The sequence below is a fragment of the Ancalomicrobiaceae bacterium S20 genome, assembly GCA_040269895.1.
In the GTDB taxonomy this organism is placed as follows: Bacteria; Pseudomonadota; Alphaproteobacteria; order Rhizobiales; family Ancalomicrobiaceae; genus Methyloraptor; species Methyloraptor flagellatus.
Window position 1 is genome coordinate 4,857,911 of record CP158568.1, and the last position, 21,616, is coordinate 4,879,526.

Genomic DNA, 21,616 nt, shown 5'->3' on the forward strand with positions numbered 1-21,616 from the left:
CCCACCGCTCACGCGATCGGCAGCACCAGCCGCACGATCAGGCCGCGTCCGGCCGGCGGATCGTCGAAGGCGAGGCGGCCGCCGTGGCCCTCGGCGATGGCGCGGGCGATCGACAGGCCGAGCCCGAAGCCCGAATCCGGCGTCATCGTGCGCGCCGCATCGCCGCGCACGAACGGATCAAGCATCGCATCGCGATCGGCATGTGGAATGCCGGGGCCGTCATCGACGACCTCGATCGTGACCTCGTCGACGCCGGGAACCAGCCGGATGCGGGCGTCGGTGCCATATTTCAGCGCATTGTCCGCGAGGTTGGTGACCGCCCGTTCGATCTCGTCGGGTCGGATCTCGGCCGGAAACCGCTCCGGTCCCTCGTAGGCGATCGGTCGGCCCATGTCGGAGAAACGGTCGACGATCGTGCGCAGCAGCGCGGGCAGATCGACGCGCGCCTTGCTCGTCTGGGTGCGGCCCTCGCGCAGGAACGACAGCGCGCTCTCGACCATGGCCCCCATCTGATCGAGATCGGCCAGCATCGCGGCGCGATTGGCGTCGTTGTCGACGAACTCCGCACGCAGCCGGAGCCGGGTGATCGGCGTCCTGAGGTCGTGGCTGACGGCGGCGAGCATGCGCGTGCGATCGGCGACGAGTTTGGCGATGCGCGTCTGCATGCCGTTGAAGGCGCGGGCGAGGTCGCGGATCTCGGCCGGCCCCGTTTCGCGGACCAGCGTCGCGCGCTCGGGCTGGAAGGCCTCGACCGCGGCCGCGAGATCAGTCAGCGGTCGGGTGAGGGCCCGTGCCGCCCAGAGTGTGACGATGGTCAACGTCACGACCACGAAGCTCAGCGATACGGCGGCGGGGCCGACCCAGGGCCGCCGCCGCTCCTCGACCCGGCCGGAGAACACATAGCCGTCGGCGAGGCGCACGACGACGCGGCGGTGCCGAGGCTCCGGCCCGTCCTGCCAGTCGTTCACCATCACGTCCGCACCGAGACGGTCCCGGATCGCGCCGGAGACGGGGAAGCCTCGCGCCGGAGCACCGGGCGCCGATGGCATGGCCGTCGTCCCGTCTGCCGCGGATTCGTCGCCTTCGCGTAGCCGCAGGGCTGGGAACGTCGCCTCGAGGGCGCTCATGATGGCGTGCCGGTCACTCGCTGGTGTGCCGGCGATCAGACGGGCGGCATAGGTCAGTGTGCGAGGTTCGTCGTCGGGATCCCGGTACTGGTGGTCGAGCCAGAAGGCCAGGGTGGCGATGATGTTGACGGCGAGCATCGACAGGACGATCAAGAGGCCGATCTGCCCGCTGATCCGCCGCAGAGGCCGCACCGCCCGCTTCATGACGCCTCGACCTCGGCGGTGAAGATATAGCCGCCCGACCGGACCGTCTTGATCAGCTCCGGCGTCTCCGCCTCCGGTTCGAGCTTCTTTCTGAGCCGGCTCACCAGCACGTCGATGGAGCGCTCGCTGGATCCGGACGCGCGCCCTTGCGTGAAGTCGATCAACTGCTCGCGCGACAGGACGCGGGTCGGACGCTCGCAGAAGACCTGCAGCAGGTCGAATTCGGCGCCGGTCAGGATCACGCGGGCGCCCTCGGGATTGGTGAGGTGCCGCGCCACGGCGTCGAGCTCCCAACCCTTGAAGCGGAAGTGGCGGGCCTCGCGCGCCGGGGCGCTGTCACCGGCGCCGCGACGGAGCACGGCGCGGATGCGCGCCAGCAGTTCGCGTGGGTTGAAGGGCTTGGCCAGATAGTCGTCGGCGCCCATCTCGAGGCCGAGGATGCGGTCGATGTCGCCGGCCCGCGCCGAGAGTATGATCACCGGCAGGTTCGACTGCATGCGCAGCCGTCGGCACAGCGCAAGGCCGTCCTCGCCCGGCAACATGATGTCGAGTACGACGAGATCGATGCGGTTCTCGGCGAGCGCGCGATCCATCTCGCGGCCGTCGGACGCGATCGAGACGCGCATCTCGTTGGTCTTCAGGTAGCGGGCGACGAGGTTGCGGATTTCGCGATCGTCCTCGACGACCAGGATGTGCGGGGATGCCAGCGGTGGTGCGTTCATGGCCCTCAGCTAACTCCACTCGGGCCGTCGCACACCAGGAAAATTGTTGCGATGTGTTGCTCGGCCGCGGGCGGCAACGCGGCGTAACAAACTGGGTCAGGCGGTTTACACCTCGTTAAACACGGCGGGCGCTTGGTGATCGCAGTTCTCGCGTTCCGAGAGACTCCCGTCCCCAGAGACACCAACCGAGGTGCTCGCCATGACCAGCCTGTCGTCCGTCTCCAATCGTCCGCATCCGCCGTCGCCGCGCGATCGTGTCGACCAGCAGCTCTCCGCCGACGTATCGTCCGGCAAGATCAGCCAGACCGATGCGACCGCGATCACCAGCGCCCTCGATACGATCGATGCGTCGCTGAAATCCGGCTCGAGCACGAGTGCGTCGAGCTCCGGATCCTCGAGCACGACCTCGGGACCGCCGAGTCCCGACGAGATCCAGTCCAAGATCGGTAGCCTCATCGATAGCCAGGTCTCGTCCGGATCACTGACCAGCGACCAAGCGACCGAACTCAAGAGCCTGCTGTCCAGCGGCTCGAAGGGCCATGCCCATGGCGCGGGCGGCGCCGGCGGCCCGCCTCCCGGCCCGCCGCCGGGCGAGGCGAGCGATTCCGACTCTGACACCGACTCCGGTTCCGCCAGCAGCTCCGCCTCCAGCACCAGCACCTCGTCGGCGAAATCCGACAAGGAACTGCTCCAGCAGTTCCTGCAGCAGATCCAGCAGTCGCTGAGTTCGAGCTATTCCTCGAGCGGTTCCTCCACCGCGGCGGCGAAGTCGCTGGTCGCCGATTTCACGACCTGATCCGCCTCCGGGGGCGCCGATTCGACCTCGCTTCGGAAGCCGCGACCTCGCGTTCAACCTTCCGCGGCTCCTGAACAGCGAAGCCCGCCGGCTCGATCGAGCGCGGCGGGCTTCGTCATTGTCGGGCAAGATGGCCGCCCGCGCGCCTCAGCGCGGCAGGTCGGTCTTGCCCATCAGCGCCAGATCGATCGAGCGGGCGGCCTGCCGGCCCTCGCGGATCGCCCAGACCACCAGCGACTGGCCGCGGCGCATGTCGCCGGCGGCATAGATCTTGGGCACCGAGGTCTTGTAGTCGTCCTCGTTGGCCGAGACGTTGCCGCGCCGGTCGAGCGTCGGGCCGAGTTCGGCGACGAGACCCTCGTGGACCGGGCCGGCGAAGCCGATCGCGATGAACACGAAATCCGCCTTGATCACGAACTCGGTGCCCGGGATCGGCACGCGCTTCTCGTCGACGCGGGCGCAGCGCACGCCGGTGACGTGGCCGTTCTCGCCGACCACTTCGAGCGTGGCGCAGGCGAATTCGCGCTCAGCGCCTTCGGCCTGGCTCGAGGAGGTGCGGAACTTGGTCGGCCAGTACGGCCACACGGTGAGCTTGTCCTCGTGCTTCGGCGCGACCGGGCGGATGTCGAGCTGGGTCACCGTGACGGCGCCCTGGCGGAACGACGTGCCGACGCAGTCCGACGCCGTGTCGCCGCCGCCGATGACGACCACGTGCTTGCCGGTCGTGACGATCGGCGCCTCGTGGGAGATGTCCTCGCCGCCGACGCGGCGGTTCGACTGCACCAGGAACGGCATGGCGTAGTGGACGCCGGCGAGCTCGACGCCCGGCAGGGCCGGATCGCGCGGGCGCTCGGCGCCACCGGCGAGCAGCAGCGCGTCGTGCTTGGCCGCCAGTTCCGCCGCGGTCACGTCGTGGCCGACGTTGACGCGGTAGTGGAAAGTGACGCCCTCGGCCTCCATCTGCGCGACGCGGCGGTCGATGGCGGTCTTCTCCATCTTGAAGTCCGGGATGCCGTAGCGCAGCAGGCCGCCGGCCTTCGGCTCGCGCTCGTAGACATGGACCTCATGGCCGACGCGGGCGAGCTGCTGGGCGGCGGCGAGGCCGGCCGGGCCGGAGCCGACGATGCCGACCGTCTTGCCGGTCTTGCGCGCGGCCGGCTGGGGCAGGATCCAGCCGTTCGCCCAGGCCTTGTCGGCGATCGACTGCTCGACGGTCTTGATCGCGACCGGCACGTCCTCGAGGTTCAGCGTGCAGGCCTCCTCGCACGGGGCGGGGCAGACGCGGCCGGTGAAGTCGGGGAAGTTGTTGGTCGAGTGCAGGTTGCGCGCCGCCGCTTCCCAGTCCGAGGCATAGACGAGGTCGTTCCAGTCCGGGATCTGGTTCATCACCGGGCAACCGGTGTGGCAGTAGGGCACGCCGCAATCCATGCAGCGCGCGGCCTGCCGCTCGACGTCGATGTCGGAAAGCGGGAGCGTGAACTCCTTGAAATGCCGAATGCGATCGCCGGCGGGCTGATACTTCTGCTCCTGCCGGTCGAATTCGAGAAAGCCTGTGACCTTGCCCATGGTCGTCTACCCAGTCAGTGGCCGGCGCGACACTGATTGCGCTGCCGGCATTGAAACCCGTTGTTCGTCGGTCCCGTCCCGGGTCCGCCCGCATCCCGTCCGATCGCGACGATCGCGATCGGATGCGACGGGGCGATGACCCGGCCGGGGGATGTCGCGGCTCACTCCGCCGCGACGTTCATCCGGGCTTTCTCCATGGCCAGGAGCGCCTTCTTGTACTCGACCGGCATGACCTTCACGAACTTCGGACGGAAGGTCTCCCAGTTGTCGAGGATCTCCTTGGCGCGGGCCGAGCCGGTCCAGTGGAGATGGTTCGAGATCAGCTGGTAGAGCCGTTCGTCGTCGTGACGGGTCATGTCGCCGGAGACGTCGACGCGGCCCTTGAACTCGAGGTCGCCGCCGTGGTGGTGGAGACGCTCGAGCAGCATGTCCTCTTCCGGCACCGGCTCGAGATCGACCATCGCCATGTTGACGCGCTTGCCGAAGTCGCCGGCCTCGTCGAGCACATAGGCCACGCCGCCGGACATGCCGGCGCCGAAGTTGCGGCCGGTCGGGCCGAGCACGACCACGACGCCGCCGGTCATGTACTCGCAGCCGTGGTCGCCCACGCCCTCGACCACCGCCACGGCGCCCGAGTTACGGACCGCGAAGCGTTCACCGGCGAGGCCGCGGAAGTAGCACTCGCCCTCGACCGCGCCGTAGAGCACGGTGTTGCCGACGATGATCGAGCGCTCCGGCACGATCCGGCTGTCCGGATGCGGCTTCACCACGAGACGACCGCCCGACAGGCCCTTGCCGACGTAGTCGTTGGCATCGCCGATCAGCTCGAGGGTCACGCCGCGCGCGACCCAGGCGCCGAACGACTGGCCGGCGGTGCCGGTCAGCTTGATGTGCACGGTGTCGTCGGCGAGGCCGACGTGGCCGAAGCGCTTGGCGATCTCGCCGGAGAGCATCGCGCCGACCGAGCGGTCGACGTTCTTGACCGGGGCTTCGATCCTGACCGGCTTCTTGTGTTCGAGCGCCAGGGCCGCCTCGGCGATCAGCTTGCGGTCGAGCACGTCGTCGATCGGGTGCGACTGACGGCCGGTGTGACGGATCTCTTCCGCCGTCGCTTCCGGACGATGGAACAGCTTGGCGAAGTCGAGACCCTTGGCCTTGGCATGGGCGACGACGGCCTCGCGGTCGAGCAGATCGGAGCGGCCGATCATCTCGTCGAAGGTCCGGAAGCCCATGGCCGCCATCAGCTCGCGCACTTCCTCGGCGACGAAGAAGAAGTAGTTGATGACGTGCTCGGGCGCACCCTTGAAGCGCTTGCGCAGCACCGGATCCTGGGTCGCGACGCCCACGGGACACGTGTTCAGGTGGCACTTGCGCATCATCACGCAGCCGGCCGCGATCAGCGGGGCGGTCGCGAAGCCGAACTCGTCGGCGCCGAGCAGGGCGCCGACCACCACGTCGCGGCCGGTGCGAAGACCGCCGTCGACCTGGAGCACGACGCGCGAGCGCAGGCCGTTGACGACCAGCGTCTGCTGGGTCTCGGCGAGGCCGATCTCCCACGGGCTGCCGGCGTGCTTGATCGAGGTCAGCGGCGAAGCGCCGGTGCCGCCCTCGAAGCCGGAGATCGTGATGTGGTCGGCGCGCGCCTTGGCGACGCCGGCGGCGACGGTGCCGACGCCGACTTCCGAGACGAGCTTCACCGAAACGTCGGCGGCCGGGTTGACGTTCTTCAGGTCGAAGATCAGCTGGGCCAGATCCTCGATCGAGTAGATGTCATGGTGCGGCGGCGGCGAGATCAGGCCGACGCCCGGCGTCGAGTGCCGGACCTTGGCGATGACCGCGTCGACCTTGTGGCCGGGCAACTGGCCGCCCTCGCCGGGCTTGGCACCCTGCGCGACCTTGATCTGCATCTGGTCGGAGTTGACCAGATACTCGGTGGTGACGCCGAAGCGGCCCGAGGCGACCTGCTTGATCGCCGAACGCAACGAATCACCGTTGGCGAGCGGCTTGAAGCGGTCGGCTTCCTCGCCGCCCTCGCCGGTGTTCGACTTGCCGCCGATCCGGTTCATGGCGATGGCGAGCGTGGTGTGCGCCTCGCGGCTGATCGAGCCGAACGACATCGCGCCGGTGGCGAAGCGCTTGACGATCGCTTCCGCCGGCTCGACCTCGTCGATCGAGATCGGCGCCCGGCCGGCCTCCTCGGCGAGCTTGATCCGGAACAGGCCGCGGATGGTCAGGTGGCGCTGCGCCTCGGAGTTGACGAGGTCGGCGTATTCCTTGCGGTACTTGGCGTAGTCGGTGGTGCGCACCGCGTGCTGCAGGTGCGCGACCGCGTCCGGCGTCCAGACATGCTGTTCGCCGCGCAGGCGGAAGCCGTATTCGCCGCCGACATCGAGCGCGTGGCGCAGCACCGGATCGTCACCGAAGGCGCGGCGATGCCGCTCGACCGTCTCGCGGGCGATCTCGTCGAGACCGACGCCCTCGATCTTGGTCGCGGTGCCGAAGAAGTACTGCTTCACGAAGTCCGACTTCAGGCCGATCGCGTCGAAGATCTGCGCGCCGCAATAGGACTGGTAGGTCGAGATGCCCATCTTGGACATGACCTTGAGCAGACCCTTGCCAATCGACTTGATGTAGCGGTGGACGATCTCGTGCTCGTCGACCTCCTCCGGGAACTGCGGCTTCATGGCCTGCAGCGTGTCGAAGGCGAGATAGGGGTTGATCGCCTCGGCGCCGTAGCCGGCGAGCAGCGCGAAGTGGTGCACCTCGCGCGCCTCGCCGGTCTCGACCACCAGGCCGGCGCGGGTCCGGAGGCCCTTGCGGATCAGGTGGTGATGCACGGCGGCGGTGGCGAGCAGCGCGGGGATCGCGATGCGGCCGGCGCCGATCTCACGATCGGACAGGATGATGATGTTGTAGACCTGTCCGGTCGCGGAGACGCGCACGGCCGCTTCCGCCTGGACGCAGATCGCTTCCAGGGCGGCACGCATGCCGGAGGCGCCGTTGGCGGCCGGATAGGTGATGTCGATCGTGATCGAGCGGAACGCCTCGTCGGCGACGTTGGCGATCGCGCGGATCTTCTCCAGATCCTCGTTGGTCAGGATCGGCTGGCGCACCTCGAGCCGCATGTGGGCGGCCGAGCCCTCGAGGTCGAACAGGTTCGGCCGCGGGCCGATGAACGACACGAGGCTCATGACGAGCTCCTCGCGGATCGGATCGATCGGCGGGTTCGTCACCTGGGCGAAGTTCTGCTTGAAGTAGGTGTAGAGCAGCTTCGGCTGGTGCGACAGCGCCGAGATCGGCGTGTCGGTGCCCATCGAGCCGACCGCTTCCTGCCCTGTGACCGCCATCGGCGGCAGGAGGAGCTTCAGGTCCTCCTGCGTGTAGCCGAAGGCCTGCTGCAGATCGAGCAGCGACTCCAGCGTCTTCGGGGCCTGGGCCGGCACTTCCGGCAGGTCCTCGATGACGAGCTGGGTCTCGTCGATCCAGGTCGCATAGGGGTGCGCGGTGGCGATCTGGTGCTTGATCTCCTCGTCCGACACGATCCGGCCGGCCTCGAGATCGAGCAACAGCATCTTGCCCGGCTGCAGCCGGAGCTTCTGGACGATCTTCTCCTCCGGGATCGGCAGCACGCCGGATTCCGACGACAGGATCACGCGATCGTCGTCGGTCACGACGTAGCGGGCGGGGCGCAGACCGTTGCGGTCGAGCGTCGCGCCGATCGAGCGGCCGTCGGTGAAGCAGATCGCGGCCGGGCCGTCCCACGGCTCCATGATCGCGGCATGGTACTCGTAGAAGGCCTTGCGCTCGGCATCCATCATCTGGTTGCCGGCCCAGGCTTCCGGGATCAGCGTCATGACCGCGTGGGGGAGGGAGTAGCCGCCCTGGACGAGGAATTCGAGCGCGTTGTCGAAGCACGCCGTGTCCGACTGACCCTCATAGGAGATCGGCCAGATCTTCTCGATGTCCTCGCCGATCAGCTTCGACGTGGTGGTCGCCTGGCGGGCATACATCCAGTTGACGTTGCCACGCAGCGTGTTGATCTCGCCGTTGTGCGCGACCATCCGATAGGGATGGGCGAGCTTCCAGGACGGGAAGGTGTTGGTCGAGAAGCGCTGATGCACGAGGGCGATGGCGCTCTCGAAGCGCGGATCGGCGAGATCCTTGTAGTAGGCCGCCACCTGGTAGGACAGGAACATGCCCTTGTAGACGACCGTGCGCGACGAGAAGGACACGACGTAGAACGCGTCCTGGCTGCGCTTGGTCGCGCCGTTCCAGTCGGCCTCGTAGACCTCGCCCGAGATCACCTTGCGGACGATGTAGAGCTTGCGCTCCCAGTCGTCCGACGAGGCGAACGGGGTCTTCGAGGTGACGAAGAGCTGGCGGATCACCGGTTCGGTCGCGCGCACGCCGTCCGACAGGCAGGCGTTGTCGACCGGCACGTCGCGCCAGCCGAGGAGCGACAGGCCCTCGGCGGTCACGGCGCGCTCGATGATCGCGACGGCGCGGTCGCGGTCGGCCGCGTCGCGCGGCAGGAAGAACTGGCCGATGGCGTATTCGCCGGCGGCCGGCAGGGCGAAGCCGAGCCGCGCGCAATCCTCCGCGAAGAAGCGGTGCGGGATCTGCACGAGGATGCCGGCGCCGTCGCCCATCAGCGGATCGGCGCCGACGGCGCCGCGATGCTCGAGGTTCTCGAGCACCTTCAGCGCATCCTGCACGATCGAATGGCTCTTGGTGCCCTTCAGATGGGCAACGAAGCCGACGCCGCAGCTGTCCTGGCCGAGGGCGGGGTCATACATGCCCTCTTCGCCGCGCAGCGGATTTTTCGTGGCGCGAACCGCGTATGCGTCAGCGGCTTTGGCGGTGCGGGCCTCAAAGCCGGCGCCCCAATGTCCTTCAGCTTCGATCCGTGCCATGGATCCGTCCTCGCGTTTCGTCCACATGATCATTGGTCCTCTCCCGCACCGCGCCGTTCCCGACGCTCACCCGGGGGTGACCACGTCGAGGCGTGCGACGAGCCGGATCGGACCGGTTCCACTTCCGGCGGCTCGTCCGGTCGGTCGCCCGCGCTGCGGGATGCCGTCCGGACCGGCCGCAATTCGTCTTCGAGACCGCGGCGACGCGCAGACCCGTGCAGGGTCGCCTCGTCCGCCGTCCTCTCGCGTCTGTTCCGACGTCGGTCTTAGACCATCGCGCGGACATCGAAAACCGGACGGATCGTAGCAATCCGTCGGTCTTTCCAGCGTCCGTCGTCGCGGCCCCCGCCGTCGCTCGCGAAACCTCGGGTTCCGGTTCCGTCGGCCGGGCGTTTCCGCCTCTCACCCGACGTCCGGAGGTCTCCTGCGAGCCAGCTCCCTGCCAACCCGTCGAGCAATTCCCGTGCCCCACAGGTTGGGACAGCATTGCTGTCCTATTTAACGGCCGGACCATGCCAGAAAACGACAGGGTCCGCAACATGGGCAAGGATGATTTGTTGCGGGTCCGGGTGGCGTTTGCGCAACAAGCCGAAACTTCGTTCACCGTCAGGATAATTTTGTTGCGGTGCGGCCCGCCTTCCGTCGCGTTCCGCCCATGCCGATTCCAGATGGCGGCATGGCGCTGTGCCGGCTTGTCGCGAGGGGCGATCCATGGCGTATGGGCGACATGATCTTCGCATCAGACAACTGGGCCGGCGCCTCGCCGAAGGTGGCCGAGGCGCTTCGCGATTGCTGCGCCGGAACCCGGAGCGCCTACGGCGGTGACGATGACACCAAGCGACTCGAAGGGATCCTGTCGGATCTGTTCGAACGCGAGGTGGCGTTTTTCGCGGTGACGACCGGCACGGCGGCGAATGCGCTGGCGCTCGCCGCCTTCACGCCGCGCTGGGGCGCGGTGCTCTCGCATGCGCAGGCCCATATCCAGGTCGACGAGTGCGGGGCGCCGGAGTTCTTCACCGGCGCGAAGCTGATCGGGCTGCCCGGTGCGCGGGCCAAGATCGCGCCGCCGACCCTGGTGGACGCACTCGCCGAACTGCCCGCCGGCGTCGTCCATCATGTGCAGCCGAGCATCGTGTCGATCACCAATGCGACCGAACTCGGCACGGTCTATCGGCCGGACGAGATCCGCGCGATCGCCGACGTGGCACATGGCCGCGGTCTCGCGCTGCACATGGATGGCGCGCGCTTCTCGAACGCGCTGGTCCGGATCGGCTGCACGCCGGCGGACCTGACCTGGAAGGCGGGCGTCGACGTGCTGTCGTTCGGCGCCACCAAGAACGGCTGCCTGATGGCCGAGGGCGTCGTGCTGTTCGACCTTTCGAAGAAGGATGCGCTCGGCTATCTGCGCAAGCGCGGCGCCCAGCTCCTGTCGAAGCACCGGATCGCCACGGCTCAGTACGAAGCCTGGCTCGACGGCGGACATTGGCTCGCGCTCGCGTCGCACGCCAACGCCATGGCCGATCGGCTCGCGACGGGCATCGCGGCCTCTTCCGGGGCGCGGATTGCCTGGACGCCGGAGGCGAACGAGGTGTTCGCCTTCATCACGCCCGAGACCGACGCGCGGCTGAAGGCCGCGGGCGCACACTATTATGAATGGTCGACCGTGGGTCTCGCGCCCGAGGACGGTCCGCGCGACGGCGAGATCATGATCCGGCTGATCGCGAGCTTCGCGACCGACCCGGCCGACGTCGACCGGTTCGTGTCGCTGCTGGGCTGATCGCCGCGCGCTCCGACCCGCACAAACGAAAGGCGCCCCCGAGCCTGGCTCGGGGGCGCTTTCGTGTCACACGCGGGTACTGTCACGCACACTCGACGCAGACGCGGGGACCGGGCGCGGCTGGGACCGCGGCCCGGACCCCAAGTTCAGTCAGGCCGCAGCCGCTTCGATCTGCTTGGCGCCGCCATTGGCGATCGGGATCTGCCGGGGCTTCTTGGCTTCCGGGATCTCGCGGACCAGATCGACGTGCAGCAGGCCGTTGGCGAGGGTCGCGCCCTTCACGACCACGAAGTCGGCGAGCTGGAACCGGCGCTCGAAGGCGCGGGCGGCGATGCCGCGATAGAGAACCTCGCGGCCCTCCTCGACGTCCTTGCGCTCACCCTTGATGGTCAAGGTGTTCTCCTTGGACTCGAGCGTCAGGTCGCCTTCGCCGAAGCCGGCAACCGCCAGCGTGATGCGGTAGTCGTTCTCGCTCGTCCGCTCGATGTTGTAGGGCGGATAGGTCGGCTGAGCGGTCTCGCCATTGGACACCTGGTCGATGAGCGAGAACAGGCGATCGAAGCCGACGGTGTTGCGGTAGAGCGGAGAGAAGTCGATACGCATGGATGAAGTCCTCCTGTTGAGCGACTCAGTTCATGGGGGAAGCCGTCCTCATCCCGTGCTTTCCGGGTGATGCCGCCATCGGGCCGACATCTCGACGCTTCCTCGCGGACCCGGTTCCGGCGTCCGCTCCCATCAGTTGGGAAGCTCGTTCGGGGCTTTCAAGAGGGGGGCGGAGACTTCGGGCAAGCGTGACCGCCGCGCGGCGCTTGCGCACGGTTTCCATGCCTGAACGGCCTGTGAACGACGGTTTCCGAAACCGTTCAGCGGCCGGGATCCAAAGTCGTTCGCGGATCGGGGATGTCGCTTTTCCCGTCCCTTGCGGCTCGGACCTGCTATCGATGGGTGAGGCTCCCCGTCGGGTCGGCTCCCCCGGCGATCGCCCGTTGAGGGCGGGTCCGAGCCGCGGTATCCCTGGTGGCCAGATGGTTCGATCGCGTCTTGCCGGACGCCCTCGACCCGCCTCCAGCCCGCGAGCCCCCATGACGCAATCGTCCGATCAGCCGTCGTCCGCCGAGCCCGAGGTCGCGGCGTCGCGTGCCGGGACGTCGAATCCCGGCGCGCCGCGACCCGCGCCTGCCGAAGACGATCGCGATGCGGTGACCGTCATGGTCCCCGCCGGGGGCGGCGGCACGCCGGTCGAGGCCGCGGCGCAGGCCGCCGTTCCGGCCGAACCGGCCACTCCGGTCGAGCCCGCCGCCCAGATTGACCCCGCCACTCAAGCCGAGCTCGCCGCCCCGGTCGAGCCCGCCGCCAGGGTCGAGACTGCCGGTGAGGCCGTCCCCGTCTCGAGGTTTCCGCAGGCCGAGGTGGAAGCCTTCGATCCGGTGTCGGCGGAGGCGGCCGGCGTCCTGGTCGATCATCCGGACAACCCGATCCCGCCCGGCGCGTCGGCCGGCTACGTCATGACCGAGGACGGCATCCGGCTGCGCTGGGCCGTGTTCCGGCCGGCGACCGCGACGCCGCGCGGTACGGTCGCGCTGTTTCACGGCCGGGCCGAGTTCATCGAGCGCTTCTTCGAGACCGTGCGCGACCTGCAGGTGCGCGGCTTCGTGGTCGCCACGGTCGACTGGCGTGGGCAGGGCGGTTCGGATCGCGTGATCCGCAACCGCCGCAAGGGCCACGTCAAGCACTTCAGCGACTACGGCACCGACCTCGCGACTTTTGTCGAGGCGGTGATGATCCCACAGTGTCCGCCGCCCTATTTCGCGCTCGGGCATTCGACCGCCGGTCTGGTGCTGATCCAGAATGCCGCCGAGATGAAAACGCGGTTCCGCCGCTACGTGCTGACGGCGCCGTTCCTCGGGCTCGGCGACTATGGTGTGCCGCCCGCGCTGGTCCGGCCGCTCGCGGCGGTGTTCCGCACGCTGTTGCTGCGGCGGGCCTATGTGCCGGCCGGCACCAGCGGCGCGATCCACTGCAAGCCGTTCAAGGACAATCGCCTGACCTCGGACGAGCGGCGCTACGAGCGCAACGCCCGGCTCTCCTACGACATGCCGGATCTGGCGATCGGTTCGCCGACCGTCGGCTGGCTGTCGGAGGCGCTGGCGGCGCAGGACGAGGTCAACGACCCCAAATTCCTCGCCGCCTACCGGATGCCGACGCTGATCATCGCCGCCGGCGCCGACGAGGTGGTGTCTACGCCGGCCTCAGAGCGCTTCGCCCATTCGACCAAGGCGGCCGACCTGCTGCTCCTGCGTGGCGCCAAGCACGAGATCCTGCAGGAAGCCGACATTCACCGGGAGCAGTTCTGGGCGGCCTTCGACGCGTTCGTCCCAGGGACGCCGTAGAGGCGAGCGACGCTCGCCGCCTCACCCGGCCGCCAGCTTCGCCAGCGCTTTTTCGTGCAGGCGCGGGTCGCCGCTCGCGACCACGCGGCCGCCGGCGGTCGCCGGGCCGCCGGTCCAGTTGGTGACGACGCCGCCGGCGCCCTCGATCACCGGGATCAGCGGCACGATGTCATAGGGCTGCAGGCTGCCCTCGATCACCAGATCGACCTGCCCGGCCGCCACCATGCAATAGGCGTAGCAATCGACGCCGTAGCGGGCGAGGCGCACCGCGGCCTCGACGCGGTCGTAAGCCGCGCGGTCCTCGGCGTTGAACATGGCCGGCGTCGTGCAGAACAGCACCGCGTCGGAAAGATCGGCGCAGGCGCGCGTCTTGATCGCCCGCTCGCCGTCCGGACCCTTGTAGCGGGCCGAGCGGCAGTCGCCGAAGAAGCGTTCGCGCGTGAACGGCTGGTGCATCATGCCGAGCGCCGGCTTGCCGCCCTCGGTCAGGCCGATCAGCGTGCCCCAGACCGGCAGGCCGGAGATGAAGGCGCGCGTGCCGTCGATCGGATCGAGCACCCAGACGGTGTCGGCGTCGGCGCGGGCGGCGCCGAACTCCTCGCCCAGGATGCCGTGCGCCGGATAGCGCGCCTCGATCAGCGCCCGCATCGCCTGTTCGGCGGAGCGGTCCGCGACCGTCACGGGATCGTAGGCGCCGCCGGCGAGCTTGTTCTCCACCGCCAGCGCGGCGCGGAAATAAGGCAGGATCACCGCACCCGAGGTGTCGGCGAGCTCGTCGAAAAAGGCCGTCAGCTCTGCAAGATTTTGCATTTCAGATATGCATTCCTGTTTGGCGATCTGTCGCGGTCGACGCCGATAGGACAGAAAATGACGCTTTTGTTTTCACTCGGAGCGGAAAGTTCGGGCCCGTTGCCGCCGGAAGGCGCAAAATCGGCTCGAAACCCCCATATCGCCACTTGCGACGAATTAGACCGATTGGTCAATCGGCTTGACTTTTTTGCGGTGCGTCCGCATATTGTTGCAGTGCGGTACGGCGCTGATGCGTCGTCCCGCTGCCCTCCTTGGGCGTTTCCTCCCTAGACTTGGGCCGCCTCGCCTCGCGAGCGGCCCTTTTTTCTTGTCTGCCCTTTGTCCGCCTGCGCGGGTTGTCCGCCCGTACCGGCACGGGCTCCTGGCCTTCGGTTCGAAGGGCGGCGCGCCGCCGGGCACAAGCCACCCGACATGATGACGGCGGAGCGCGGCGGCCACGCTCGCGATCGCTCCGGGCGCCGAGAACCGCGGTCCGCGCGAAGGAGTGGTGATTCGTCACTCGGCGGCGAGCGTGTCGGGGCCGAAGCGGGCATCGAGGCTGGCGATGAGGTCCCCGATCAGGACGGCGATGTCGGCGGCGAGATGATCGAAGCCGGCGGTGCGCTCGAACGTCTCCTCGTTCATGTAGAGCCCGCGGTTGATCTCGATCTGCAGCGCGTGCAGGCCCTTGGCCGGGCGGCCGTAATGTTCGGTGATGAAGCCGCCGGCGTAGGGCTTGTTACGCGCGACCGTATAGCCGAGTGCGCGCAGCGAGTTCGCCGCGGCGTCGACGAGCCCCTGATGGCAGCTCGTGCCGTAGCGGTCGCCGAGCACGAAATCCGGCCGGTGGCGCGCATCGAGGCCGCGGATCACCGACGGCATCGAGTGGCAGTCGATCAGCACGGCGTAGCCGTGAGCGACGTGGATGCGCGCCAGGAGCTTCCGGAGCGCGGCGTGATAGGGCTTGTAGATGCGTTCGATGCGGTCGAGCGCCTCCTCGACCGCGAGCGGACCGCGGTAGATCTCGTCCTGATCGGTGACGATCCGCGCGATGGTGCCGAGCCCGCCGGCGACCCTGAGCGAGCGGATGTTCGCGTAAGGCGGCAGCCGGCCGACGAACATCTTCGGGTCGAGCTCATAGGGCTCGCGGTTCACATCCAGGAACGCGCGCGGAAAATTGGCGCGCATCAGCGTGGCGCCGTGGTCGAGCGCGGCGGCGAACAGCGCATCGACGAAACTGTCCTCGGAGCGGCGGATCGTGCGGCGGTCGAGCCGCGAGGCGGCCAGGAAGGTCTCGGGATAGACCGCGCCGGAGTGCGGCGAATTGAACAGGAACGGGGCACGGGACTCGCGCGGAACCAGGATGTCGTGCGCGGGCTCGTCGTCGAAGCCCCGAACCACGCGCATGTCTCCGGACCGGTCCATGAAGCCCATTCGTTCCAGGCCCTTTTTTGCGTCGGCGCCGGACCCCCGACGCGAAGCATTGCGTGATGATGGGCCGAAACGAGGCGGCTTGTCCATGTCTCCACGCAGTCGCACCGATCACGTATGTTCGACGCGCGGAGCTCGCGCCTGATCGAGCCGGCCAGGGCGCGTGCAGCCCGGCGCCCAGGTCCGGGATTGTCCGTTCCCCTGTCGATTTCGGGTCACAATCGGTCGTCTTCGCGCGGCGGCAGGACGGCCCCTTGGGAATGTGACCACTGGCGTGCCGGTCGTTTCACCGTATATTTACGCCGCTCCCCGATCACTAGGGGTCGAGTTTTCCGCACAGACCCTCGAGAGTCCCTATGGATCCCATGGCCCGCATCCTTCTCGCCGAAGACGACAACGACATGCGTCGTTTCCTGGCGAAGGCCCTTCAGAATGCCGGATACGACGTCGTCTCCTACGACAACGGCAAGAGCGCCTACGAGCGTCTGCGCGAAGAGCCGTTCACGCTGCTCCTGACCGACATCGTCATGCCCGAGATGGACGGCATCGAGCTCGCTCGCCGCGCGACGCAGCTCGATCCGGACCTGAAGGTCATGTTCATCACCGGCTTCGCGGCGGTGGCGCTGAACCCCGATTCCAACGCCCCGAAGGACGCCAAGGTGCTGTCCAAGCCGTTCCACCTGCGCGACCTCGTCCGCGAGGTCGAGAAGATGCTCGCCGCCTGAGGGCACGAGCGATACCCGCGATCCTGCTTGGCCGGCCTCGCGCCGGTCGGGCGGGGTGCCGGCTGCGTGCCCATCCGCCCGGTGCTTTTCCACAGGCACGGGATCGGGGCGACGGGTAAGCGTCGGGCGATCTCAAACGCCTCTTGCGCCCCCGATCGAACCTCGCTATTAGACCGACCACCGAGCGGGACCCGCACCCTGCATCGAAATGGAATGGGCGTGTAGCTCAGCGGGAGAGCACTACGTTGACATCGTAGGGGTCACAGGTTCAATCCCTGTCACGCCCACCATTCCACGAAGCACTTGGCCGACAGCAAAAACGGGATGTTCGCCGCGCGCTTTGAACATATGCGCGTGTGATGACGTCCGTACGTCATGATCCGCGAATCCCAAGCTTGTCGTCTGTGGATGGATGCTCGGCTCGCTCGCTGCGAACCAGCAACCAGCGTCGACCGCGTTCGGCACCGCCAGTGCCGGCCGGCCTCTGTCCGAAGCGCGAATGCGCCGGCAGCGCGGCTCATTCCGAGATGCCCCCCAAACGAAAAGAGGGCGGCTTGGCGCCGCCCTGCTCTCGGGATCGTCCTTCATTTGAAGCCGTGGCGCCGGCGGCCCCGGTGCTCCTCTCCAATCTCCTGACCCGAACCGTCTCTCCGATCTGCCTCGTCTCGGGCAGCGCGTGATGGTGGTGGGAGGAGATCGAGGCCGCCCGATCTGGCCGCCGCCTCGATCACGACCGCTTACCAGGTGGCCGCGACGTATTTCGGCTCGAGGAATTCGAGCATCCCGTGATGGCTGCCTTCGCGCCCCAAGCCGCTCTGTTTGACGCCGCCGAACGGAGCGGCGGCATCGGAGACGACACCGCGGTTAATGCCGATCATGCCGGTGTCCAGGCGTCCGGCGATCGCCAACGCGCGCTTGAGATCCCCGCTGAAAACATAGGAAACCAAGCCGTATTCGGTGTCGTTCGCCATCTGAACGACCTCGTCCTCGGTCGCGAAGGAGACGAGCGGCGCGACTGGTCCGAAGATCTCCTCCCGAAGGATCGTCGCGTCGGCGGGAACGTCGGCCAGGACCGTTGGAGGATAGAAGTATCCCTCACTCTCGGCTCTCGAGCCGCCGGTCACCACACGGGCGCCCTTCGCTACGGCATCGGCCACCAATCGGTCGACCTTCGCGACGGCCGCCGCGGTGATCAGGGGCCCGAGTTGCGTCGCATCTTCCAGTCCGGGGCCGACCGTGAGCGCCGCCATTTCCTCGGCGAAGCGCCGAGCGAAATCCGGGAAAATGCCACTCTGGACGTAGAAGCGGTTGGCCGCGGTGCAGGCCTCGCCGCCGTTGCGCATCTTGGCGACCATGGCACCGGCAACCGCCGTCTCGAGATCGGCATCGTCGAACACGATGAAGGGCGCGTTGCCGCCGAGCTCCATGGAGCAGCTGACGACCTGGTCGGCGGCTTCGCGCAGCAGGATCCGGCCGACGGCGGTCGAGCCGGTGAAGGACAGCTTGCGAACGCGCCTGTCGTGCAGGAGGGCGCTGACGACGGGACCTGCCTTCGTCGTCGTCACGATGTTGACGACCCCGGCGGGAACGCCCGCCTGCCGCATGATTTCGCCGATCGCCAGAGCCGTCAGCGGGGTCTCGGCGGCGGGCTTCAGGATGCAGGTGCAGCCGGCGGCGAGCGCCGGCGCGATCTTGCGGGTCGCCATCGCGGCGGGGAAGTTCCAGGGCGTCACCAGCACCGCTATGCCGATCGGCTCGTGCAGCACCATGATGTGGTTGGCGCCCGCCGGGGCCCGACCGAGTTCGCCCGGCGCCCGGACGGCCTCCTCGGCATACCAGCGGAAGAACTCCGCCGCGTAGGCGACCTCCGAGCGCGCATCCGGCAGTGCCTTGCCGTTTTCCGCCGTAATGATGCGCGCGAGCCGCTCGGCGTTCTCGTGCATCAGGTGGAAGCAGCGCATGAGGACGTCCGAGCGGCGGCGCGGCGACGCCGCCCTCCACGCGCTCGCGGCCTGCTCGGCCGCATCGATCGCGGCAAACGCCTCCGGGATGTCGGCGTCGGCGACGGAGGCGATAACCGCCTCGGTCGCCGGATCGACGACGTCGAAGGCGCCGCCGCCACTCGGCGCGACCCAATCGCCTCCGATCAGGAGCAGCTTGGGAATATTGCCGACCGCACTGAGCGCAGCCGAGGGGCCGACGTGGGTCGCTGCGGGGGAATGGCTTGCGTTCGCGTTCGACACCGTTCGCTACCAATGTAGTTTTTGATGCGATCAATTTAGAATTGGTCGGCCATTTGGCGTCAATATCGATCAAATTGGTTGGAGAAATAATTCCGAACGCGGTCGAGCGTCGCGAGCGATAGAGAGCAATTTCAATATTTATTTCAATGTGATGCTGAATATCGCCCGTCGCGGCCGCCTTCGCGCCGTCAAGCCGGGTTCGGTCGACGTCAGCCGGGGCTGGCGGGGCGGGCCTGTGGCGTCAGGTGTGGGGACGCCATATTGGTTCGCCCGTGCCGATGTCCGGGCCGCTCACCACCGGCCCGATCGGAGGCGGTGGGATGTCCGGCCCGGACTGTCTGATGGGCGGTGGGATCGAGACCGCCTCCGCATCCGGCACGTCTCGCGATCCGGCGGCTTACCCACTTGCCGGTCCGACGTGAAGCGCGCAATTAATGTCGACCGGGCACTCTCTGTGGGTACACGTTAATGCTGACCTCCGAGGACCTGGCCTTCTTTTCGGTGCTCACGTCATCGAAGTCGCTTGCCGAAAGCGCCAGGAAACTGAATGTGACGCCGCCTGCGGTGACCCAGCGGCTCCGCGCGATCGAAGAAAAGGTCGGCGTACGGTTGATCGATCGCTCCGGGAGACGCCTGGTTTTGACCGAGGAAGGGTCGCTGGTCGCGTCTTACAGTCTGGTCGTCAGCGAAGCCATCGAGTCGCTCGTGGAGGCGCTGGCCGATCGGAGAGGCGCCGTGCGCGGCCATCTGCGGGTCGCGGCGCCGCACGGGTTCGGACGGCTCTATGTCGCTCCCGTGGTCGAGGCCTTCGTGCGCGAATACCGCGAAGCGGCGGCCACGCTGCATCTTTCGGATCATCCGACGGCGATGAATCTGGCGAGCTACGACGTCGTCATCCACATCGGCGAGCAAGGCCCCCGTGACCAGATCGTCACGACTTTGGCGCCGAACCCGCGCATCCTCTGCGCGAGCCCGCAATACCTCGCCTCGACCGCGCCGATCTCCTCGCCGGCGGACCTCGCGCGGCATCGCTGTCTCGCGATCCGCGAGAACGAGGAGGACGTCACGCTCTGGCGCCTGACCGGGCCCAGCGACGCGAGCTCGACCGTGCGGATCGATCCGGTGATGTCGAGCAATGACGGCACCGTCGTCCACGACTGGGCGCTCGCGCACCAGGGCATCATGATCCGATCGGAGTGGAACGTCGCCGGCGACATTGCGGAGGGGCGCCTGCAGCAGGTCTTGCCGGACTGGCAGCCGCCGTCGGCCGACATCATCGCCATGCTCGGTGCGCGGCATGGACGGAGCGCGCGCACCGGCGCCTTTCTGGACATGCTGCGTCGATCGCTGAAGCCTTTGCCCTGGCGCGCCGCTCAATCCTGATCGCCGTCTCGGTAGCCCAGGATCGACTTCGTCTCGAGGTATTCCTCGAGACCATGACGACCATATTCGCGCCCGTTGCCCGAACGTTTGTAGCCGCCGAACGCGGCCGCGCCGTCCCAGGCGGGGTAGTTGATGTGGACCTGACCGGAGCGGATCCGCGCGGCGACCCCGCGGGCCCGCTCTCGGCTTGCCGATTGGACATGCGCGCCCAAGCCATAGACGGTGTCGTTGGCGACCGCGACGGCCTCGTCCTCGGTCTCGTAGGGAATGATCACGAGGACCGGCCCGAAGATCTCTTCCTGCGCGATGCGCATGCCGGTGCGGACGTTCGAAAAGATCGTGGGCCGGACGAAAAAGCCGGCATCGAGACCGGCCGGGCGCCCCGGTCCGCCGCAGACCAGCTTTGCCCCCTCGTCGATCCCGACCCGGATCATCGTCTGCACGCGCTCGTACTGAGCGCGATTGGCGATCGGCCCCATGGTCGTCGCCGGATCGGACGGATCGCCGACGACGAATGATTGCGCCGTCTGCCGCGCGAGGTCCTCGACTTCGGCGAGCCGTGCGGCGGGCACGAGCATGCGCGTCGGTGCGCTGCAGGATTGGCCGACGTTACGCATGCCGGCGAGGACACCCTTCGGGACGGCCTCGGCGAAATCAGCGTCGTCCAGGAAGACGTTGGGCGACTTGCCGCCGAGTTCCTGCACCACGCGCTTGACGGTCGGCGCGGCCGCCTGCGCGACGAGGACACCGGCGCGCGTCGACCCGGTAATCGAGATCATGTCGACCTCGGGATGGCTCGACAGCGCCGCTCCGACCGCCTCGCCCGTGCCGTTGACGAGGTTGAAGACGCCGGCCGGCGTGCCGGCGTCGTGCATCAATTGGGCGAACAGCAGCGCGCTGTAGGGCGACAGCTCGCTCGGCTTGAGCACGATCGTGCAGCCCGCGGCAATCGCGGGCGCGACCTTGGCTGTGATCTGATAGAGCGGCCAGTTCCAGGGCGTGATCAGCGCGCAGACGCCGATCGGCTCCTTGGCCGTCGCCGTCGTGCCCTCGACGGTGACGAAGCGAAAGGCCTCGAGGACCTCCCTCTGAACGCGGATGTGTTCGGCCGCGAAAGGAACCTGCGCCGCCCGGGCAAAACTGCTCGCCACCCCCATTTCCAGGGTGAGCGCAGCGGCGAAGATCTCGGCCCGTTCCTTCAAGAGCGCATGCATGCGGCCAAGCAGAGCCAGGCGTTCGGAGACGGGCGATCGGGAGAAGTCGGCGAAGGCCCTGCGCGCGGCGGCGACGGCGAGATCGACATGGCGCGCCCCGCCAGCGGCGATGTGGCCCGTCACCTGCTCCTTGGCAGGATCGACGACGGCGATCCGATCGACGTCCGAGAACACGTGCCAATCGCCGTCCAGGTAGAACTGGTCGGCTCGTTCCATCATCGTCGTCATCATCATCACCGCTTCGACCTCGCGCCGACGTGGTAGGGCCGTCGTCTGCCGCCGTGGCAGAGACGCGGCGGACCGCCGCCGGGAGGCGATCGCCTCCGCGTCCGAACG

14 protein-coding genes and 1 tRNA gene are annotated in these 21,616 nt (G+C 68.0%); 6 read left to right on the forward strand and 9 right to left on the reverse strand.

Annotated elements, in window-relative coordinates:
- Positions 1-8 precede the first annotated feature (8 nt).
- Together ABS361_21950 and ABS361_21955 are read right to left on the reverse strand one after the other, a co-directional pair.
- Positions 9-1,331, reverse strand: a complete 1,323-nt coding sequence (locus tag ABS361_21950; GenBank protein ID XBY44626.1) for an ATP-binding protein — start codon at positions 1,329-1,331, stop codon at positions 9-11.
- Entirely contained in the window at positions 1,328-2,053 is a 726-nt protein-coding gene (locus ABS361_21955) for a response regulator (protein ID XBY44627.1), read from the reverse strand. Before ABS361_21955 ends, ABS361_21950 begins: the two co-directional genes overlap by 4 nt.
- 199 nt (positions 2,054-2,252) lie before the next feature.
- Between ABS361_21955 and ABS361_21960 the strand changes: the two genes are divergently transcribed.
- Positions 2,253-2,849, forward strand: a complete 597-nt coding sequence (locus ABS361_21960; protein ID XBY44628.1) for a hypothetical protein — start codon at positions 2,253-2,255, stop codon at positions 2,847-2,849.
- 147 nt (positions 2,850-2,996) lie between these two features.
- On the opposite strand, the gene ABS361_21965 is transcribed toward ABS361_21960, so the two are convergent.
- Together ABS361_21965 and gltB are read right to left on the reverse strand one after the other, a co-directional pair.
- Positions 2,997-4,415, reverse strand: coding sequence for a glutamate synthase subunit beta (locus tag ABS361_21965; protein XBY44629.1), 1,419 nt, complete (start codon positions 4,413-4,415; stop codon positions 2,997-2,999).
- A 161-nt stretch (positions 4,416-4,576) separates the two neighbouring features.
- Positions 4,577-9,328, reverse strand: a complete 4,752-nt coding sequence (gene gltB, locus ABS361_21970; GenBank protein ID XBY44630.1) for a glutamate synthase large subunit — start codon at positions 9,326-9,328, stop codon at positions 4,577-4,579.
- 727 nt (positions 9,329-10,055) lie between these two features.
- Between gltB and ABS361_21975 the strand changes: the two genes are divergently transcribed.
- Complete coding sequence (locus ABS361_21975; protein ID XBY44631.1) at positions 10,056-11,105, forward strand: beta-eliminating lyase-related protein; 1,050 nt, start codon at positions 10,056-10,058, stop codon at positions 11,103-11,105.
- A 150-nt stretch (positions 11,106-11,255) separates the two neighbouring features.
- On the opposite strand, the gene ABS361_21980 is transcribed toward ABS361_21975, so the two are convergent.
- Positions 11,256-11,708, reverse strand: a complete 453-nt coding sequence (locus ABS361_21980) for an Hsp20 family protein (GenBank protein XBY44632.1) — start codon at positions 11,706-11,708, stop codon at positions 11,256-11,258.
- 479 nt (positions 11,709-12,187) lie between these two features.
- Between ABS361_21980 and ABS361_21985 the strand changes: the two genes are divergently transcribed.
- Entirely contained in the window at positions 12,188-13,495 is a 1,308-nt protein-coding gene (locus tag ABS361_21985) for an alpha/beta fold hydrolase (protein XBY44633.1), read from the forward strand.
- A 21-nt stretch (positions 13,496-13,516) separates the two neighbouring features.
- Here ABS361_21985 and hisN read toward each other — a convergent pair whose 3' ends face one another.
- Both hisN and ABS361_21995 read right to left on the reverse strand, forming a co-directional pair.
- Positions 13,517-14,305, reverse strand: a complete 789-nt coding sequence (gene hisN / locus ABS361_21990) for a histidinol-phosphatase (GenBank protein XBY44634.1) — start codon at positions 14,303-14,305, stop codon at positions 13,517-13,519.
- A gap of 495 nt (positions 14,306-14,800) precedes the next feature.
- Positions 14,801-15,709, reverse strand: coding sequence for an N-formylglutamate amidohydrolase (locus ABS361_21995; GenBank protein XBY44635.1), 909 nt, complete (start codon positions 15,707-15,709; stop codon positions 14,801-14,803).
- Positions 15,710-16,080: 371 nt separating this feature from the next.
- Here ABS361_21995 and cpdR point away from each other — a divergent pair, with 371 nt between their 5' ends.
- Both cpdR and ABS361_22005 read left to right on the forward strand, forming a co-directional pair.
- Entirely contained in the window at positions 16,081-16,440 is a 360-nt protein-coding gene (gene cpdR / locus ABS361_22000; GenBank protein XBY44636.1) for a cell cycle two-component system response regulator CpdR, read from the forward strand.
- 215 nt (positions 16,441-16,655) lie between these two features.
- A tRNA-Val gene (locus ABS361_22005) sits at positions 16,656-16,730 on the forward strand.
- A 447-nt stretch (positions 16,731-17,177) separates the two neighbouring features.
- Here the strand turns inward: ABS361_22005 and ABS361_22010 are convergent.
- Positions 17,178-18,605: an NAD-dependent succinate-semialdehyde dehydrogenase gene (locus tag ABS361_22010; protein XBY46985.1), complete on the reverse strand. Its 1,428-nt coding sequence runs from the start codon at positions 18,603-18,605 to the stop codon at positions 17,178-17,180.
- Positions 18,606-19,151: 546 nt separating this feature from the next.
- On the opposite strand from ABS361_22010, the gene ABS361_22015 reads away from it, so the two are divergent.
- On the forward strand, positions 19,152-20,066 hold the full coding sequence (locus tag ABS361_22015) for a LysR family transcriptional regulator (GenBank protein XBY44637.1): 915 nt from the start codon (positions 19,152-19,154) through the stop codon (positions 20,064-20,066).
- Here ABS361_22015 and ABS361_22020 read toward each other — a convergent pair.
- Positions 20,057-21,514, reverse strand: a complete 1,458-nt coding sequence (locus tag ABS361_22020) for an aldehyde dehydrogenase family protein (protein ID XBY44638.1) — start codon at positions 21,512-21,514, stop codon at positions 20,057-20,059. The two genes, ABS361_22015 and ABS361_22020, sit on opposite strands and share 10 nt — an antisense overlap.
- Between the last annotated feature and the right edge of the window lie 102 nt (positions 21,515-21,616).

What these genes read in the sequence shown, in the direction of transcription:
- ABS361_21950 (XBY44626.1), bottom strand. Translation starts at nt 1,331, where the DNA reads ATGAAGCGGGCGGTGCGGCCTCTGCGGCGGATCAGCGGGCAGATCGGC.
- ABS361_21955 (XBY44627.1), bottom strand. Translation starts at nt 2,053, where the DNA reads ATGAACGCACCACCGCTGGCATCCCCGCACATCCTGGTCGTCGAGGAC.
- ABS361_21960 (XBY44628.1), top strand. Translation starts at nt 2,253, where the DNA reads ATGACCAGCCTGTCGTCCGTCTCCAATCGTCCGCATCCGCCGTCGCCG.
- ABS361_21965 (XBY44629.1), bottom strand. Translation starts at nt 4,415, where the DNA reads ATGGGCAAGGTCACAGGCTTTCTCGAATTCGACCGGCAGGAGCAGAAG.
- gltB (XBY44630.1), bottom strand. Translation starts at nt 9,328, where the DNA reads ATGGCACGGATCGAAGCTGAAGGACATTGGGGCGCCGGCTTTGAGGCC.
- ABS361_21975 (XBY44631.1), top strand. Translation starts at nt 10,056, where the DNA reads ATGATCTTCGCATCAGACAACTGGGCCGGCGCCTCGCCGAAGGTGGCC.
- ABS361_21980 (XBY44632.1), bottom strand. Translation starts at nt 11,708, where the DNA reads ATGCGTATCGACTTCTCTCCGCTCTACCGCAACACCGTCGGCTTCGAT.
- ABS361_21985 (XBY44633.1), top strand. Translation starts at nt 12,188, where the DNA reads ATGACGCAATCGTCCGATCAGCCGTCGTCCGCCGAGCCCGAGGTCGCG.
- hisN (XBY44634.1), bottom strand. Translation starts at nt 14,305, where the DNA reads ATGCAAAATCTTGCAGAGCTGACGGCCTTTTTCGACGAGCTCGCCGAC.
- ABS361_21995 (XBY44635.1), bottom strand. Translation starts at nt 15,709, where the DNA reads ATGGACCGGTCCGGAGACATGCGCGTGGTTCGGGGCTTCGACGACGAG.
- cpdR (XBY44636.1), top strand. Translation starts at nt 16,081, where the DNA reads ATGGCCCGCATCCTTCTCGCCGAAGACGACAACGACATGCGTCGTTTC.
- ABS361_22015 (XBY44637.1), top strand. Translation starts at nt 19,152, where the DNA reads ATGCTGACCTCCGAGGACCTGGCCTTCTTTTCGGTGCTCACGTCATCG.
- ABS361_22020 (XBY44638.1), bottom strand. Translation starts at nt 21,514, where the DNA reads ATGATGATGACGACGATGATGGAACGAGCCGACCAGTTCTACCTGGAC.